Source organism: Actinomadura rifamycini DSM 43936, from assembly GCF_000425065.1.
Taxonomy (GTDB): Bacteria; Actinomycetota; Actinomycetes; order Streptosporangiales; family Streptosporangiaceae; genus Spirillospora; species Spirillospora rifamycini.
In genome coordinates, this window is the sequence record NZ_AULB01000031.1 from 99882 (window position 1) to 114218 (window position 14337).

19 protein-coding genes are annotated in these 14337 nt (G+C 73.9%); 13 read left to right on the forward strand and 6 right to left on the reverse strand.

Annotated elements, in window-relative coordinates:
* Positions 1 to 275 precede the first annotated feature (275 nt).
* Entirely contained in the window at positions 276 to 1112 is an 837-nt protein-coding gene (locus tag H505_RS0127420) for an undecaprenyl-diphosphate phosphatase (protein WP_026404543.1), read from the forward strand.
* A gap of 114 nt (positions 1113 to 1226) precedes the next feature.
* Here the strand turns inward: H505_RS0127420 and H505_RS0127425 are convergent, their stop codons facing one another.
* From H505_RS0127425 to H505_RS0127435, 3 genes are all read right to left on the reverse strand, one after another.
* On the reverse strand, positions 1227 to 1712 hold the full coding sequence (locus H505_RS0127425; RefSeq protein ID WP_026404544.1) for a VOC family protein: 486 nt from the start codon (positions 1710 to 1712) through the stop codon (positions 1227 to 1229).
* 100 nt (positions 1713 to 1812) lie between these two features.
* On the reverse strand, positions 1813 to 2193 hold the full coding sequence (locus tag H505_RS0127430) for a roadblock/LC7 domain-containing protein (RefSeq protein ID WP_026404545.1): 381 nt from the start codon (positions 2191 to 2193) through the stop codon (positions 1813 to 1815).
* 43 nt (positions 2194 to 2236) lie between these two features.
* Positions 2237 to 2605, reverse strand: coding sequence for a hypothetical protein (locus H505_RS0127435; RefSeq protein WP_026404546.1), 369 nt, complete (start codon positions 2603 to 2605; stop codon positions 2237 to 2239).
* Positions 2606 to 2824: 219 nt separating this feature from the next.
* Here H505_RS0127435 and H505_RS44630 point away from each other — a divergent pair, with 219 nt between their 5' ends.
* Positions 2825 to 3658: a hypothetical protein gene (locus H505_RS44630; RefSeq protein ID WP_157433145.1), complete on the forward strand. Its 834-nt coding sequence runs from the start codon at positions 2825 to 2827 to the stop codon at positions 3656 to 3658.
* 95 nt (positions 3659 to 3753) lie between these two features.
* Positions 3754 to 4878: a hypothetical protein gene (locus H505_RS44635; protein ID WP_051301221.1), complete on the forward strand. Its 1125-nt coding sequence runs from the start codon at positions 3754 to 3756 to the stop codon at positions 4876 to 4878.
* Between the two features lie 65 nt (positions 4879 to 4943).
* Here the strand turns inward: H505_RS44635 and ligD are convergent, their stop codons facing one another.
* Complete coding sequence (gene ligD / locus H505_RS0127450) at positions 4944 to 5900, reverse strand: non-homologous end-joining DNA ligase (protein ID WP_026404547.1); 957 nt, start codon at positions 5898 to 5900, stop codon at positions 4944 to 4946.
* A gap of 62 nt (positions 5901 to 5962) precedes the next feature.
* Here ligD and H505_RS0127455 point away from each other — a divergent pair, with 62 nt between their 5' ends.
* Positions 5963 to 6589: an FMN-binding negative transcriptional regulator gene (locus H505_RS0127455; RefSeq protein ID WP_026404548.1), complete on the forward strand. Its 627-nt coding sequence runs from the start codon at positions 5963 to 5965 to the stop codon at positions 6587 to 6589.
* Complete coding sequence (locus tag H505_RS44640) at positions 6586 to 6888, forward strand: hypothetical protein (protein ID WP_051301222.1); 303 nt, start codon at positions 6586 to 6588, stop codon at positions 6886 to 6888. The genes H505_RS0127455 and H505_RS44640 overlap by 4 nt, the downstream gene beginning before the upstream one ends.
* Here H505_RS44640 and H505_RS0127465 read toward each other — a convergent pair.
* Positions 6885 to 7157 carry a sulfurtransferase TusA family protein gene (locus tag H505_RS0127465; protein WP_026404549.1) on the reverse strand — a complete coding sequence of 91 codons (273 nt, stop codon included), beginning with the start codon at positions 7155 to 7157 and terminating at the stop codon, positions 6885 to 6887. The genes H505_RS44640 and H505_RS0127465 overlap by 4 nt on opposite strands.
* A 273-nt stretch (positions 7158 to 7430) precedes the next feature.
* Between H505_RS0127465 and H505_RS44645 the strand changes: the two genes are divergently transcribed.
* A complete protein-coding gene (locus H505_RS44645) occupies positions 7431 to 7769 on the forward strand; it encodes an STAS domain-containing protein (RefSeq protein ID WP_051301223.1) in 339 nt (112 codons plus the stop codon).
* On the opposite strand, the gene H505_RS0127475 is transcribed toward H505_RS44645, so the two are convergent.
* The gene (locus H505_RS0127475; RefSeq protein WP_034520051.1) at positions 7766 to 8923 is read right to left on the reverse strand and encodes an ROK family protein; all 1158 of its coding nucleotides are present in this window, start codon (positions 8921 to 8923) and stop codon (positions 7766 to 7768) included. The genes H505_RS44645 and H505_RS0127475 overlap by 4 nt on opposite strands.
* A gap of 116 nt (positions 8924 to 9039) precedes the next feature.
* Between H505_RS0127475 and H505_RS0127480 the strand changes: the two genes are divergently transcribed.
* From H505_RS0127480 to H505_RS0127510, 7 genes are all read left to right on the forward strand, one after another.
* On the forward strand, positions 9040 to 9768 hold the full coding sequence (locus tag H505_RS0127480) for an amino acid ABC transporter ATP-binding protein (RefSeq protein WP_034520054.1): 729 nt from the start codon (positions 9040 to 9042) through the stop codon (positions 9766 to 9768).
* Between the two features lie 50 nt (positions 9769 to 9818).
* Positions 9819 to 10748, forward strand: a complete 930-nt coding sequence (locus H505_RS0127485) for a glutamate ABC transporter substrate-binding protein (protein ID WP_026404552.1) — start codon at positions 9819 to 9821, stop codon at positions 10746 to 10748.
* Positions 10749 to 10787: 39 nt separating this feature from the next.
* On the forward strand, positions 10788 to 11432 hold the full coding sequence (locus tag H505_RS0127490) for an amino acid ABC transporter permease (protein WP_026404553.1): 645 nt from the start codon (positions 10788 to 10790) through the stop codon (positions 11430 to 11432).
* Positions 11429 to 12292: an amino acid ABC transporter permease gene (locus tag H505_RS44650; RefSeq protein ID WP_051301224.1), complete on the forward strand. Its 864-nt coding sequence runs from the start codon at positions 11429 to 11431 to the stop codon at positions 12290 to 12292. Before H505_RS0127490 ends, H505_RS44650 begins: the two co-directional genes overlap by 4 nt.
* Before the next feature lie 8 nt (positions 12293 to 12300).
* Positions 12301 to 13248 (forward strand): asparaginase, encoded by a 948-nt coding sequence (locus H505_RS0127500; RefSeq protein WP_034520057.1) that lies wholly within the window; start codon positions 12301 to 12303, stop codon positions 13246 to 13248.
* Positions 13245 to 14003, forward strand: coding sequence for a copper homeostasis protein CutC (locus tag H505_RS0127505; RefSeq protein WP_026404554.1), 759 nt, complete (start codon positions 13245 to 13247; stop codon positions 14001 to 14003). Before H505_RS0127500 ends, H505_RS0127505 begins: the two co-directional genes overlap by 4 nt.
* Before the next feature lie 135 nt (positions 14004 to 14138).
* A partial coding sequence (locus H505_RS0127510) for a maltotransferase domain-containing protein (RefSeq protein WP_026404555.1) occupies positions 14139 to 14337 on the forward strand: 199 nt, incomplete at its 3' end.

The window sequence follows — 14337 nt, forward strand, 5'->3', positions numbered from 1 at the left end:
CATTGACATTAGCCAGCGCGGCGTGCTCCATTCCTTACGAACGGCGCGGGAACGGACCGGGGCGAGCGACACGCGAGCATGATAAGCGGACGGGACCGCCGCTTCGGAGGCATTTATGCTGGACGATCGAGCGAGCGAGGCGTATTGGGCCGCCGTCCGGTGGATGAACAACCGATGGCCGGTGGGATAACGCGCGGCCGATATGCGGGTTCGGCCCGTGCGGCGGCGATAGGCTCACGGCGCGTAACCGGGCATGAGAGGGAAAAACGAGTCACGTGAGCGCGATCAGCGTAGGCCAGGCCATCGTCCTCGGCATCGTGGAGGGTCTGACCGAATTCCTGCCGGTGTCCTCTACCGGCCACCTCAAGATCGCCGAGGGGCTGATGGGCATCCCGGTGGACGACGAGTCGGTCGTGGGCTTCACCGCCGTGATCCAGGTGGGGGCGATCGCCGCCGTCCTGGTGTACTTCTTCAAAGACATTCTCCGCATCGTGAAGGCGTGGGGGACGGGGATCGTCAAACCGTCCGAGCGGTACCACCACGACTACAAGTTCGGGTGGTGGGTCATCTTCGCGACCGTTCCCGTCGTGGCCGTCGGCCTCGCCGCCGAGCCGCTGATCGAGGGGCCGCTCGCGTCGCTGTGGGTGGTCGCCGGGTCGCTGATCGGCGGCAGCGTCGTGATGTGGCTCGCCGACCGGTACGGCCGGCACAAGCGCGGGGAGGACGACACCGGCTTCAAGGACGCGATGCTGGTGGGCTCGTCGCAGATCCTCGCGATGCTGTTCGCCGGGTTCTCCCGGTCGGGCGCGACGATCTCCACCGGGCTGCTGCTCGGCCTCGACCGGGTCGCCGCGACCCGGCTGTCGTTCTTCATGGGGATCCCGGCGCTCACCGGCGCGGGCCTCTACCAGCTGCCGGGCGCGCTCGGCACCGGCAACAGCGTGCTGCCGCTGCTCGTCGGCACCGTCGTGTCGTTCCTCGTCGCGTACGCCTCGATCGCGTGGCTGCTGAAGTTCGTGGCCAGCCACTCGTTCACGTCGTTCGTGGTCTACCGCGTGGTGATCGGCCTGCTGCTGTTCGGCCTGCTGAGCGGCGGCGCCATCGTGACCTGAGCGGGCTCCGCGCAGCGCTCCGGACCCGGTGACGGGCCGGGGCGCACGCGTCTTCCGGCGGCCCGGCCGTCCGGCGGCCCGGCCGTCCGGTGGTCCGGGCGGCCGCCCGCGCGGTCACTCGCCGGCGTACGCCTTGCGCAGGGCGGCGAGGTCGAGCTTGCGCATCGTCATCATCGCCTTGTTCACGCGGGCCGTCTTCTCCTGGTCGGGGTCGAGGAACATCTGGTTCAGTTCCTCCGGGGTGACCTGCCAGGACACTCCGAACCGGTCCTTGAGCCAGCCGCAGACGCTCTCCTCGCCGCCGCCTTCGAGCAGCCGGTCCCAGTAGTAGTCGACCTCCTCCTGGTCCGCGCAGCGGATCTCGAAGGAGACGGACTCGTTGAACTTGAAGAGCGGGCCTCCGTTCAGCGCGACGAACTTCTGCCCGTTGGCCGTGAACTCGACCGTCAGGACCTGGCCCGGCGTCGCGCCCGGCGTGCCTTCCGGGGCGAGCGCGATCGGCCCGATCCCGGAGTCCTTGAAGATCGAGACGTAGTGGTTCGCGGCCTCTTCGGCCTGCCCGTCGAACCACAGGCAGGTGGTGAATCCCTCGGCGACCATCGGTGCCTCCTCGTTGCGGCGTCTTCGTTGGAGACCTGCCCCGCGGCGGGAAATCATCGCGGCCGCCGCACCGTTTTCCACTGGCCGCGCCGGTCCGGGACTACCCCGCGGGGACGCCGTCCCGCCGGACGATCGCTTCGAGCCGTTCGACCGCCGGACGGGACCGCAGGTGCAGGTCCGCGACGTCCAGTCCCTCGTCGCCGAGGACGACCAGCAGCGCCCTCTCCCCGACCGCGTAGACGACGATGTGGCCGCGCCCGCAGCGGGTCACGACCTCGCGCAGCTCTCCGAGGCCCACCTCGTCGCTCGTGCTGCGGCCGAGGCCGAGCGCGGCGGCGGCCATCGCCGCCAGCACGTCCGGCCGGACGTCGCCGGTGTCGGCGGCGATGAGCATCCCGTCCGACGACGCCACGGCGGCGTCGGTCGCCCCCGCCACCTCGTCGCGCAGCGCCCGCAGCTCGGCGAGCACCGTTTCCCGCATGACCCTCCCCCTCGTGTCGCCGCCGCTCCCGCCGGCGGGCCGCTCAGACGCTGAGCTCGCCCTCGATGCGCCGCAGGTGGTGGCGGGCGAGCGCCAGGTTGGACCGCTCGCGGTCCAGCGCGACGTAGAGGAAGAGGCGGGCGGGTCCGCCGCGCTCCAGCAGGCGGATCAGGTGGTACTGCCGGTGCAGGGTGATGAGGATGTCCTCGACGGTGTCGTCGATGCCGAGCGACTCCAGGGTGCGGATCTTGGCGCGGACGACCTCGGTGTTGCCCGCCGCGGCGATCTCCATGTCGAGCCCCTGCCCGCCGCCGTAGGCGCCGAGCGTCATCCCGCTGTCGTAGTCGACGAGCGCGGCGCCCTGGGCGCCGTCGATCGCCATGGCCTCCTTCAGCGCGGTCTCGATGTTCATGGAGCCCTTCCGTCGTCCCCGGGAGCGGCGCGCACGGAGAACGGCCCGGCGCCCCCCGACTGCGGCATATCGCCTATTTCGGGCAACAATCTATCTTGGAGATCATCCCGGGGAGCGGATTGTCCGCACACTCGGTACAGGTTGTTTCCGACGATCGCGACATCTCACCGTAAATAACCTTCGTCCGCGGGGCGCGGGCGTTTCCGGAGCTGAGGGACGATGACCAGAGGCGCAGGAATCCTGCCGTCCGCGCTGGAGCGGCGCGGCGGCCGGGGATTCACCGGCACGTTGCGCGTGGACGGCTCGCCCGGCGGCACGGTCGCGATGCGCGGCGGGCTCGTCGTGGCGGCGGCCACCCCGGCGGCGCCCGGCCCGGAACCGCTGCTGCTGCGCTCCGGCCGCATCTCCGAGGACGACTGGACGGCCGCGTTCACGGCCGGCGCGCCCCGCGGGCGCCTCGGGGACGAACTCGTCCGGCGCGGCCTCCTCGGCGCCGCGGGGCTGCAGGTCGTCACCCGCACGGCCCTCGTCGACGCGGTGTTCGCGATGGCCCTCGGCGGCGTCCGCACGTGCACGGCCGTCCCCGACGGGAGCGCGGGGACCGGCGGCGCGCCGCTCCTGTCCGCCGAGCCCGGCCTGCCCGCCGACCGGGTCGCGCGGGAGGTGCGGCGGCGGCTGGCCGCCCTGGAGGCGTGGAGCCCGGTGCCGCGCACCGCGCCGCTGTCGGCGCGCAGCCGCCCGCGCGCCACCGCCGCCGCCCGGCACGCCCCCGCCGGCGGCGGCCGCCGGGCCGTCCTCGACCACGCGGACGGGCGCCGCACCCCGCGCGACATCGCGTTCGCGCTCGGCCGCGGCCTGTTCTCCGTGCTCGCCGACCTGGCGACGCTGTACGAGGACGGCCTCGTCGAGGAGGCCCGGCCGGACGGCCCGGCCCCCGCTCCCCCGCCGGTGCCCGCGCCGCGGCCCGTCCCGCCCGACGTCCCGTCCGGTCCGCACGGCTCGTTCGGCGCGCCCGGGGCGCTGCCGCGGCGGCGCCGCCGGACGCAGGGCTGACGGGACGTCCCCGCGGTTCCGTGCCCCGCCCGCGCCGAGCGGCGCGCCGTCCGGATGCGATGATTGCCGTCGCCGTTTCCACGAGGGAGTCGTCCGTGGCGTCCAAGCTGATCCTGCACATCGGCCTGCAGAAGTCGGGCACGACCTTCCTCCAGCACATGCTGCAGAGCAACGCCGAAGCGCTCGCGGACGCGGGCGTCCGCTACCCGGTCCCGGCGGACTGGGACCGCGGGCGCCGGACCGTCGCCAACCACGAATGGTCGACCTACGGCCTGCTCGGCACCGAGTACCCGTGGGTGTCGGAGGCCCGCGCGGCCCGCGAGGCGCCCGGCTGGGCGGAGCTGCGGGACGACGTGCGGGAGTCGCCCGGGACGGTGCTGCTGTCGGCCGAGGCCCTGTCGGTCGTGCGCGGCCCGGCCGTCCGGCGGCTGCTGGAGTCGCTCGGCACCGCCGACGTCGAGGTCGTGGTCACGGCCCGCAGCCTGGGCCGCGCCCTCCCGTCGCTGTGGCAGCAGCACATCCGCAACGGCCGCGGCACCGCCTTCGGCGGCTACCTCACCGGCCTCGCCGCGCACCGCGACCAGGGCCCCGGCCACATCGAGGACGCCCCCGACGCGCACATCTGGCGGGCGTTCGCGCTGAGCGGCCTCGTCCGGCGCTGGTCCGCCGCCGGAGCGTCCCGGATCACCGTCGTCACCTCGCCCGGCCGCCCGCCCGCACTGCTCTGGCGCCGGTTCGCCGAGGCGATCGGCGCGCCCGGCCTCGCGGACCTGCCGCCCGTCCGGGAGGAGGGGCCCGCGCACACCGGCCTGACGGCGCCCGAGACCCTCGTCGTCGCCGCGCTGAACGACGCCGTGCGGGCGGAGAACCGAACCGGCCGCGACGCCGACCGCGCCCGGCAGGCGGTGATCGAGCGGTTCCGGTCCCGCGACCGGCGCGGCGGCCGCGTCGCCGTGCCGCCCGAGTGGCGCGAACGGGTCGCCGAGTGGAGCCGGGAGGACGTCGCCGCGCTCCCCGGCACGGGCGCCGCCGTCGTCGGCGACATCGGCGACCTGGCCTACGCCCCCGAGCACGACGGCGACCCGGCCCCCACGCCCGAGGAGGTCGCCGCCGCGGGCGCCGAGGCCGCGCTCGCGCTCGCGTCCGTGTTCGCGGAGCCGCACCCGCAGGAGTCCCCGATCCGCCGCGGCGCGCGCAAGGTCCGCCACAAGCTCCCCTGACCGCCGCGACCGGCCCGTCGGCCGCCGCCGCGACCTGCCCGTCAGCCGCCGGTGCGGCCTGCCCGTCAGCCGCCGGTGCGGCGGGCGCGGGCGCGGCGCTTGCCCTCGTGCATCGCCTGGACGCGGGCGACCGGGATCGCCCGTCCCTCCTCGACCAGGTCGGCGGGCAGCCCCTGCGGGCCGGGCATCGCTTCGGCCCACGGATCGCCGTCGCCGAGCAGCCCGAGCGCCGTGCGGAGGGTGAACGCCTTCGGGTCGACGGCGTCCAGGCCGTCCCACGGCACCGGGAACGACACGGGCGTGCCGGGGCGGATGCGCGGGCTGTAGGCGGCGGCGACGGTCCCGGTCCCCGCCCGCGTGGAGTCGAGGAACACGCGGCCCGCCCGGTCCTCGCGGATGAACGCGGTCGTGGCGAGCTCCGGGTCGAGGCGCTCGGCGCGGGCGGCGAGCGCGCGCGTCGCGGCGGCGACGTCCTCCACCGGATCGCCGCCGGCGAGCGGGACGAACACGTGCACGCCCTTGGCGCCGCTCGTCTTCACGGCGCCGCGCAGCCCCGAGTCGTCCAGCGCCCGGCGGACCAGGTGCGCGGCCCGCGCGGCGACGGCGAACCCGCCGCCCTCCGGCGGGTCGATGTCGAGCACGAGGTGCGTCGGGCGGTCGGGGGCGTCCACGCGCATCAGCGGCGGGTGGTACTCCACGGCGCGCTGGTTGGCGAACCACAGCAGCGTCCGGCGGTCCTCGCACAGCGCGTAGGACACCTCGCGCCGCGACGACTCGGCCCACAGCGTCACGCGCCGCACCCAGTCCGGCGTGTACTTGGGCAGGTTCTTCTGCATGAACGGCTTCTGGCCGCGCAGCACGCGGACCACCGACAGCGGACGCCCCGCGAACTGCGGGACGAGCCGGTCCGCGAGCGCGTCGAGGTAGTCGACCAGGTCCCGCTTGGTCGCCCCGGCGTCCGGGAACAGCGGCTGGTCGAGGTTCGTCAGCCGGACACCGTCCCGCTCCTCCTCCGCGCTCACGCGTCCAGCTTCGCACGCCGCCGCGATACCGTCGCACCCGCGCACGAACGAACGGGAGGAACATGTACGTACCGGCCCATTTCTCCATGGACGACACCGAGGTCCGCAGCCTGCTGGAGACCTGCCGCACCGCCGACCTCGTGACGGCGACGCCGCGCGGGCTGCTGGCGACGTTCCTGCCCGTCCTCTACGACCCGTCCGCCGGGGAGCACGGCGCGCTGCTCGCGCACGTCGCCCGGAACAACGACCAGTGGAGGGAGCCGGCCGACGGCGGGGCGATGGCCATCCTGCACGGCCCCGACGGGTACGTGTCGCCGTCGTGGTACGCGTCCAAGGCCGAGCACGGGCGGGTCGTCCCGACGTGGAACTACGTCACCGCCCACGTCCACGGGGACCTCGTCGTCCACGACGATCCCGAATGGACCGGGTCGCTGGTGCGGCGGCTCACCGACCTGCACGAGGCCGGACGGCCGGACGCCTGGTCGGTCGACGACGCGCCGGCGGGGTTCGTCGCGGGGCAGTTCCGCGCGGTCGTCGGGCTGGAACTGCGGATCACCCGGGTGGAGGCGAAGGCGAAGCTGAGCCAGAACCGGTCCGCCGCCGACCGCGCGGGCGTCGCCGCCGGCTCCGCGGCCGCGGGTGACGCCCGCATGGCCGAGGCCGTCCGGCGCGCCGGTGCCGCGTCGTGAGCGCGCGGCCGCGGGACGGCCGGGGCGGACCGGGCGGCCCGGACCCGGCGGCCGGGGCGCTCGCCGCGGGCCGGCGGGTCCGGGTGGTCCGCGATCCCGACTGGGACGGGCCGTGGCGGAACGAGTTCTCCGGGACGATCGACTCCCTGGGGCCGCCCGAGCCCGTGCGGCATCCGCGGGCGCTGCCCGGGGAGCTCCAGTACTGGGTCGTGTTCGACGAGCCGCAGTACGACGGCGCGGGCGACGGGCCGTACCGGAAGGCGCAGATCTGGGGCCGCTACCTGGTGCCCGAGGGCTAGGCCGTCCGCCAGGGGGATTCCGAGGCGGTGGGGACGGCGTCCGCGGCCACGCGGAGCGCGTAGGTCGGGGTGGGGGCGCCGTCCAGCGGGCCCAGGTAGGCGTGCCCGGTCAGGTGGCACCAGGCGGGGATGTCGATGGGGGCCGCGGGGTCGGCGGCCATGAGGTGGACGACCGTCCCGGGCGGGAGGTCCGCGAGCCGGCCGCGGAGTTCGAGGAGCAGGCGCACGCAGGCGCGGTCGCCGCCGTCGATGACCACCGGTTCGCTCATCGTCCTCCCGTCTCGGCGCGAGGTTAGCAGCACGCGGCGAGCGCGCGCGACGAGGCCGACGATCCACGCTTTCACCACGGACTTCCCATCGGGCAACGAACTTCTTCTTAACGGGATCCTCGTGATCATGGGAGATCGCCGACCCAGACTTGACCTCTCCTTTCAGGTTTCGTCCAGTTACGCCGCTTACAGTCGCAGGTGACGCACCCCCGCTGTCATTCGGTCGAGGTCAACGGACGTCTGGGGCGAGGCATGGAACTTGGAGTCGCACGTGTGGAGAGCAGCGAGGTCTGCGGCACGCTGACGTTCCCGGCCGAAGTCGACCTCGCCAACGCCGCGGTGATCCTCGACCAGGCCGTCGCGCTCCTCGACTCCGGCGTCCCGGCGCTGATCATCGATCTGAGCGGCTGCACGTTCTGCGATTCGAGCGGGCTCGCGGTCATCACCCGGTCGCAGATGCGGGCGACGGAGCTGGGCGTGCCGATGTGGGTCGTGCTGCCGTCGCGCGGGGTCGTCCGGCGGATCAGCGAGGTCGCGGGGCTGCAGCGGCGGGTCGCGATCGCCCCGGACATCGCGACGGCGCTGGAGGCGCTGGCGCCCGTCCGCCGCTAGCGGTCGAGGGCGCGGTCGATCCAGTCGTCGGACGCGTCGAGGAGCAGGTGCCCGGCGCCGAGGATGCTCGCGTCGCGGCCCGCGGCGGACGTGTCGATCTCGAGGTTGCGGGTGGCGAGCGGCAGGCAGCGCTCGTAGATGACGCCGCGGATCGTGGCGACGAGCGGTTCGGCGTTCGACAGGCTGCCGCCGATGATCAACGCGTCGGGGTTGAAGAAGTTCACCAGCGCGGTGAGGACGTCGCCGATGAGGCGGCCGGCGGTGCGGACCGCGCTGGTCGCCTGCGGGACGCCGTCGGCGACGAGGTCGACGAGCTGCCCGGGATGCTCGACGGCGATGTCCTGCGCGGCGAGCGCGGCGGCGAGGGCGGCGCCGCTGGCGTGCGCCTCCAGGCAGTCGGGGTGGCCGCAGGAGCAGTCGACGGTGGCCTCGGAGAGGATGCGCACGTGGCTGATGTCGCCGGCGGCGCCGCGCCCGCGGTGCAGCCTGCCGTCCACGATGACGCCGCAGCCGATGCCGCTGCCCAGTTTGATCACCATGAGGTTGTCGCAGGCGGGCCGGGAGTGCCGGTGCTCGCCGACCGCCATGAGGTTGGCGTCGTTCTCGACCAGGGCGGGGACGCCCGCCCGCGCGGTGACGAAGTCGCGCACCGGGAAGTCGTTCCAGCCGGGCATCCGGGAGGGTGAGACGACCTGGCCGGTGGCGGGGTCGACGGGGCCGGGCAGCCCGATGCCGGCGCCGCGGACCGGGACGTCGCCGAACCCGTGCGCGCGGGCGAGGGCGCGCAGCGCCTCGATGACGTCGGCGAGCGTCCGCTCGGGGCCGACCGCGATGTCGCAGGTCAGGTCGGACAGCGCGAGGGGCGTGCCGGCCAGGTCGACGACGGCGAGCCGGGCGTGGTGCGCGCCGAGGTCGGCGACCAGGAAGACGCCGGCCTCCCGGGCGAGCCGCAGGCGCCGGGGCCGCCGGCCCCCGCGCGAGGCCCCGGCGCCCTCCTCGGCGAAGAGCCCGGCGTCGAGGAGCTGCTCGACCCGCAGCGAGACGCTGGAGGCGGCGAGGCCGGAGAGCCGGGCGAGCTCGGCCCGCGATTCCGCCTGACCGGTGGCCACCAGCCGCAGGAGCCCCGCCGGTCCGTCGTCTCTGCTGTTGCGCACCCCAGATAGATAGCATGCGCGAACTTGGTACAGCAACGCGTTGACTTACGTCGATTTTTCGTTCTATCTTCCCTCTTGGCTTCGATATCGAAGGAAGTTGGATCGTAGGTGACCGAATGATCGAAGTTCGCGGCCTGTACAAGCGCTTCGGCGACCACATCGCGCTCCGCGACGTGGACCTGGACGTGGGCAAGGGCGAGGTGGTCGTGGTGATCGGCCCGTCCGGGTCCGGGAAGTCCACGCTCTGCCGCTGCCTGAACCGGCTGGAGACGCCGGACGGCGGAAGCGTGCGCATCGACGGCCGCGAGCTTCCCGCCGAGGGACGCGCGCTGGCGAAGCTGCGCGCGGACGTCGGCATGGTCTTCCAGTCGTTCAACCTGTTCCAGCACAAGACCGTCCTGCAGAACCTGACGCTCGGGCCGACGAAGGTCCGCGGCGCGTCCCGCGAGGAGGCCGAGCGGACCGCGCGCGAACTGCTCGACCGCGTCGGGATCGGCGAGCAGGCCGGCAAGCTCCCCGCGCAGCTGTCCGGCGGGCAGCAGCAGCGCGCCGCGATCGCCCGCGCGCTCGCGATGCGGCCGAAGGCGATGCTGTTCGACGAGCCGACCTCCGCCCTCGACCCCGAGATGGTCGGCGAGGTCCTGGACGTCATGACCGGCCTCGCACGCGACGGCATGACGATGGTGGTCGTCACGCACGAGATGGGCTTCGCCCGCAAGGTCGCCGACCGCGTCGTGTTCATGGCGGACGGCGAGATCGTCGAGTCCGGCGCGCCGTCCGCGTTCTTCGACTCCCCCGCCAGCGACCGGGCCCGGGACTTCCTGGCCAAGGTCCTCAGCCACTAGCGACACCCTTCCGGCGCGCTCCCGCGCGCCTCCCAGAAAGGTTCCAGATCATGGTGCGTTTCCCTGCGGGGATGCGGCGGGCGGCGGTCGCCGCGGTCGCCGCGCTGACGCTGACGGGCCTCGCGGCCTGCGGCGACTCCTCCGACCCGGCCGTCCCGGGCGCCGGCGGCGGCACGACCGACGACCTGCTGGCGTCCGCGCCGGTCGCCGAGAACCTCCCGGCCGGCTCCGCGATGGCGAAGATCAAGGAGCGCGGGGAGCTGCTGGTCGGCGGTTCGCTCGACGCGCCGCTGCTGTCCCAGCAGAACCCGGTCAGCGGCGAGGTCGAGGGCCTGGACGCCGACTTCGGGAAGCTGCTCGCGAAGTACATCATCGGCGAGCCGAAGGTGAAGATCGTCAACTCGGCGTCGGAGACCCGCGAGGCGCTGATCTCCAACGGCACCGTCGACGTGGTCCTGCAGACCTACAGCATCACGCCCGAGCGCGCCGAGAAGGTCGCGTTCGCGGGCCCGTACTACAGCTCCGGCCTCGTCATCGCCACCAAGGCGGACGAGACCGGCATCAAGTCCCCGGCGGACCTGAACGGCAAGACGGTCATCGCGGGCGCCAACACCCCGGCCATCCCGGCGATCGAGAAGGCCGCCCCGGACGCGAAGATCGTCACGTTCGGCAGCGACCCCGAGTGCGTCCAGGCGCTCAAGCAGGGCCGCGGCGTCGCGTACGTCCAGGACCAGGCCGTCCTGCTCGCCACCGCGAAGCAGGACACCTCGATCAAAATCCAGGGCGAGCCGTTCACCACCGACCCGTACGGGATCGGGCTGAAGCACGGCGACGAGCAGTTCAAGACGTTCGTCAACGACTGGCTCCGCGAGATCCAGAAGTCGGGCCTGTGGGCGAAGGTCTGGAAGAACTCGATCGGGACGGTCGTCGAGGGCGAGGCGCCCGAGCCGCCCGCGATCGGGTCCGTGCCCGGCTCCTGACCCCCCGCCCGCCGAGACCCCAGTGAAAAAGGCCCTGCCATGAACGTCATCACCGACCACCTCTCGGAGTTCGGCGACGGGCTGCTGCTGACCGTCGAGCTGACGCTGCTGGCGCTCGCCGGCGCGCTCGCCGCCGGGATCGTCGTGGCCGCGATGCGGGTCAGCCCGGTGCGCGTGCTGCGCGCCGCCGGAATGGCCTACGTCGAGACGCTGCAGAACATCCCGCTGCTGGTGTGGCTCGTCATCGCCGTGTTCGGGCTGCCCGAGATCGGCGTCATGGCCGGGCTGTTCACCAGCGCGGTCGTGGTGATCGCCCTCTACCAGGGGGCGTACATGGCCGAGGCGATCCGGTCGGGCATCAACGCGGTGCCCGCCGGGCAGGGGGAGGCCGCGCGGGCGCTCGGGCTGACGTTCGTCCAGTCGCTGCGGCTGGTGGTGCTGCCGCAGGCGCTGCGGACGGCGATCCAGCCGCTCGGCACCATCGCGATCATGACGCTGATGAACACGGCGATGGCGGCGGCGGTCGGCGTCGTGGAACTGACCGCCGCCGCGAACCGGGTCAACCTGGCCGAAGCCCAGCCGATCTACATCTTCGTCACCGCGGGCCTGCTCTACATGGCGCTGTCGGCCGTGTTCGGGCTGGTCACCGGGGCCCTCGAACGGAAGCTGGCGATCCTGCGATGAGCTCCTCCCCCACCTCGCGCCTGCTGTTCGACGATCCGGGGCCGCGCGCCCGGCGCCGCATCCGGATCACCACCGCCGGGACGCTGCTGGCCGGCGCGGCGCTCGTCGCGCTGGCGCTGCGGCAGTTCGCCGAGAACGGCCAGCTCGCCGCCGAACGCTGGGAGCCGTTCGGGACCTGGCCGATGTGGCGGTACCTCCTGGACGGGCTGTGGTCCACGGCGCAGGCGGCCGCCGTCGCGATCGCCCTCGCCATGGCGGGCGGCATCGTGCTGGCGCTCGGCCGGACGTCGTCGTCCCGCTGGCTGCGCTGGCCCGCGGCCGCCTACGTCGAGGTCGTCCGGACGATCCCGGCGCTGCTGCTCGTGTACGTGGTGCTGTTCGCGCTGCCCCGCTACGGCGTGAACATGCCGCTGTTCTGGAAGCTCGTCGTGCCGCTGGCGGTGTCGAACGCGGCGGCGTTCGCGGAGATCTTCCGGGCCGGCATCCGGTCGGTGGAGCGCGGCCAGCTCGAGGCGGGCCTCGCGGTCGGGCTGACCCGCGGCCGGGCGATGCGGCTGATCGTCCTGCCGCAGGCGGCCCGCCGGGTGCTGCCGTCGCTGGTCAGCCAGTCGGCGGGGCTGCTGAAGGACACCTCGCTCGGGTACGTCGTCAGCTACGCCGAACTGCTCTACAGCGGCAAGGTGCTGGCGAACTACAACCACCTGCTCATCCAGACCTACCTGATCGTCGCGCTGATCTACCTGGTGGTGAACGCGACGCTGTCGAAGATCGCGCGGACGCTCGAGGCGCGGCAGCGGGCCCGGCCGGTCCGCGCCGTCCGGGACGCCGCGCCGGGCGCGCCCGCCGTGAAGACGAGCTGAGGAGATCGATGTACGAAGTGCTGGCGGAGGTCGTACGCAACGGCTTCGCCGAGAGCCTCCACTACGGCAGCGTCGCCGGGCTCGCCCCGGACGGCTCCCTCGCCCACATCCGCGGGAACCCCGAGGAGACCGTCCTGCCGCGGTCGACGACCAAGCCGTTCCAGGCCGCCGCGTGCCTGGCGGCGGGCGCGCCGCTGGCCGGCGAGCGGCTCGCCATCGCGGCGGGCAGCCACACCGGCGAGGACTTCCACCTGAAGACCGTCGAGGCGATCCTCGGCGACGCCGGGCTGGACGCCGGGGCGCTGCAGTGCCCGCCGTCCTGGCCGGAGGACGAGCCGACGAAGGCGGCCCTGGTCCGCGCCGGGGAGGGCGAGTCGCGCGAGCGGATGAACTGCTCGGGCAAGCACGCCGCGATGCTCGCCGCGTGCGCCGCCGCGGGCTGGCCGGCCGGCACCTACCTCGACCCCGGCCATCCGCTGCAGCGGCTCGTGCGGCGGACGATGGCCGACTGCTCCGGCGAGGAGCCGTCCCCGGTGGCGGTCGACGGCTGCGGCGCGCCGCTGTTCGGCCTCACCCTCACCGGCCTCGCGCGCGCCGCGCAGGCGCTCGTCCTGGCGCAGGACGGACCGCGCCGCGCGGTCGCCGACGCCATGCGCGCCCACCCCGAGTACGTCGGCGGGACCGGGCACGTGAACACCGAGCTGATGCGGGCGCTGCCCGGCTCGGTCGCCAAGGGCGGCGCCGAGGGCGTCCTCGTGGCCGCCACCGCGCACGGCCACGCCGTCGCGGTCAAGGTCATCGACGGCAGCCCCCGCGCCACCACCGCCATCGCGCTGAGCGCGCTCGCCGCGCTCGGCGCCGACACCGCCCCGGCCGCCGCACTGGGCACCGTCCCGGTCCTCGGCGGCGGCCGCAGGGTCGGGGAGATCCGCACCGTTTCGGAAGGAAGTCAGTGAGCCTCACCTACGAGATCTGCATCGACAGCGTCGCGGGCGCGGTGGCCGCCGAGCAGGCGGGCGCCGACCGCGTGGAGCTGTGCGCGGCCCTGTTCGAGGGAGGGCTCACCCCGACGCTCGGGACGGTCCGCGCCGCGCTCGCCGCGGTCTCGTCCATCCGGGTGCACGTCATCATCCGGCCGCGCGGCGGCGACTTCATCTTCGACGAGCACGAGGTCGCGGCGATGGAGCACGACGTCGCGCTCGTCCGGGAGGCCGGGGCGCACGGCGTCGTCATCGGCGCGCTGACCCCGGACGGCGCGGTCGACCGGCCCGTCGCGGAGCGGCTCGTCGCGGCGGCGGGCGACCTGTCGGTGACGTTCCACCGGGCGTTCGACATGGCCGCCGACCCGTTCGCGACGCTCGAGACGCTCGTCGACCTGGGCGTCGACCGGGTGCTCACGTCCGGGCAGGACGTCAGCGCTCTCGAGGGCGCCCCGCTCATCGCCGAACTGGTGCGGCGCGCCGGGGACCGGATCGTGGTGATGCCGGGCGGCGGCATCACCGACCGCAACGCGGCCCGCGTCGTCGCGGCGACCGGCGCCCGCGAGGTGCACTTCGCGGCGCTGGCGGAGGAGCCGAGCCCGGCCGTGCACCGCAACCCGCACCCGTTCATGGGCGGCGAGCTGCGGCAGCCGGAGTACCGGCGGCTCGTCACCAGCGGCACGGGGATCGGCGCGGTGATGCGCGCCGCGGAAACGCCCGTCCGGGGCTGATCCGCTCCCGCTCGCCCCGATTGCCGCGGCTTGGGCAATCTCTTGTCATGATCTTGACGAGTTGACGATGGGCGGGACTTGCGGACGGGGCATGGATGCCTAGGACCATCGCCGTCGGCACCGGGAGCGGGCAACATGCAGGTGAAGCTGGAGGCCGAGCTGGGGCGCGTCCCGATCATGGACGTGGAGCCGGTGGTGGGGTGCGGCCGGTGGCCCGCCAAGGCGGTGGTGGGCGAGACGTTCGAGGTGTCGGCGACGGTGTTCCGCGAGGGGCACGAGATGCTGGGCGCGGCGGTGGTGCTGCGGACTCCGGACGGGGAGGAGTGCCCGCCGG

Excerpts from the sequence above, each read along its gene's own strand:
- H505_RS0127425 (WP_026404544.1), bottom strand. The coding sequence starts at position 1,712 with ATGGTCGCCGAGGGATTCACCACCTGCCTGTGGTTCGACGGGCAGGCC.
- H505_RS0127430 (WP_026404545.1), bottom strand. The coding sequence starts at position 2,193 with ATGCGGGAAACGGTGCTCGCCGAGCTGCGGGCGCTGCGCGACGAGGTG.
- H505_RS0127435 (WP_026404546.1), bottom strand. The coding sequence starts at position 2,605 with ATGAACATCGAGACCGCGCTGAAGGAGGCCATGGCGATCGACGGCGCC.
- H505_RS44630 (WP_157433145.1), top strand. The coding sequence starts at position 2,825 with ATGACCAGAGGCGCAGGAATCCTGCCGTCCGCGCTGGAGCGGCGCGGC.
- H505_RS0127455 (WP_026404548.1), top strand. The coding sequence starts at position 5,963 with ATGTACGTACCGGCCCATTTCTCCATGGACGACACCGAGGTCCGCAGC.
- H505_RS0127465 (WP_026404549.1), bottom strand. The coding sequence starts at position 7,157 with ATGAGCGAACCGGTGGTCATCGACGGCGGCGACCGCGCCTGCGTGCGC.
- H505_RS0127480 (WP_034520054.1), top strand. The coding sequence starts at position 9,040 with ATGATCGAAGTTCGCGGCCTGTACAAGCGCTTCGGCGACCACATCGCG.
- H505_RS0127485 (WP_026404552.1), top strand. The coding sequence starts at position 9,819 with ATGGTGCGTTTCCCTGCGGGGATGCGGCGGGCGGCGGTCGCCGCGGTC.
- H505_RS0127490 (WP_026404553.1), top strand. The coding sequence starts at position 10,788 with ATGAACGTCATCACCGACCACCTCTCGGAGTTCGGCGACGGGCTGCTG.
- H505_RS44650 (WP_051301224.1), top strand. The coding sequence starts at position 11,429 with ATGAGCTCCTCCCCCACCTCGCGCCTGCTGTTCGACGATCCGGGGCCG.
- H505_RS0127500 (WP_034520057.1), top strand. The coding sequence starts at position 12,301 with ATGTACGAAGTGCTGGCGGAGGTCGTACGCAACGGCTTCGCCGAGAGC.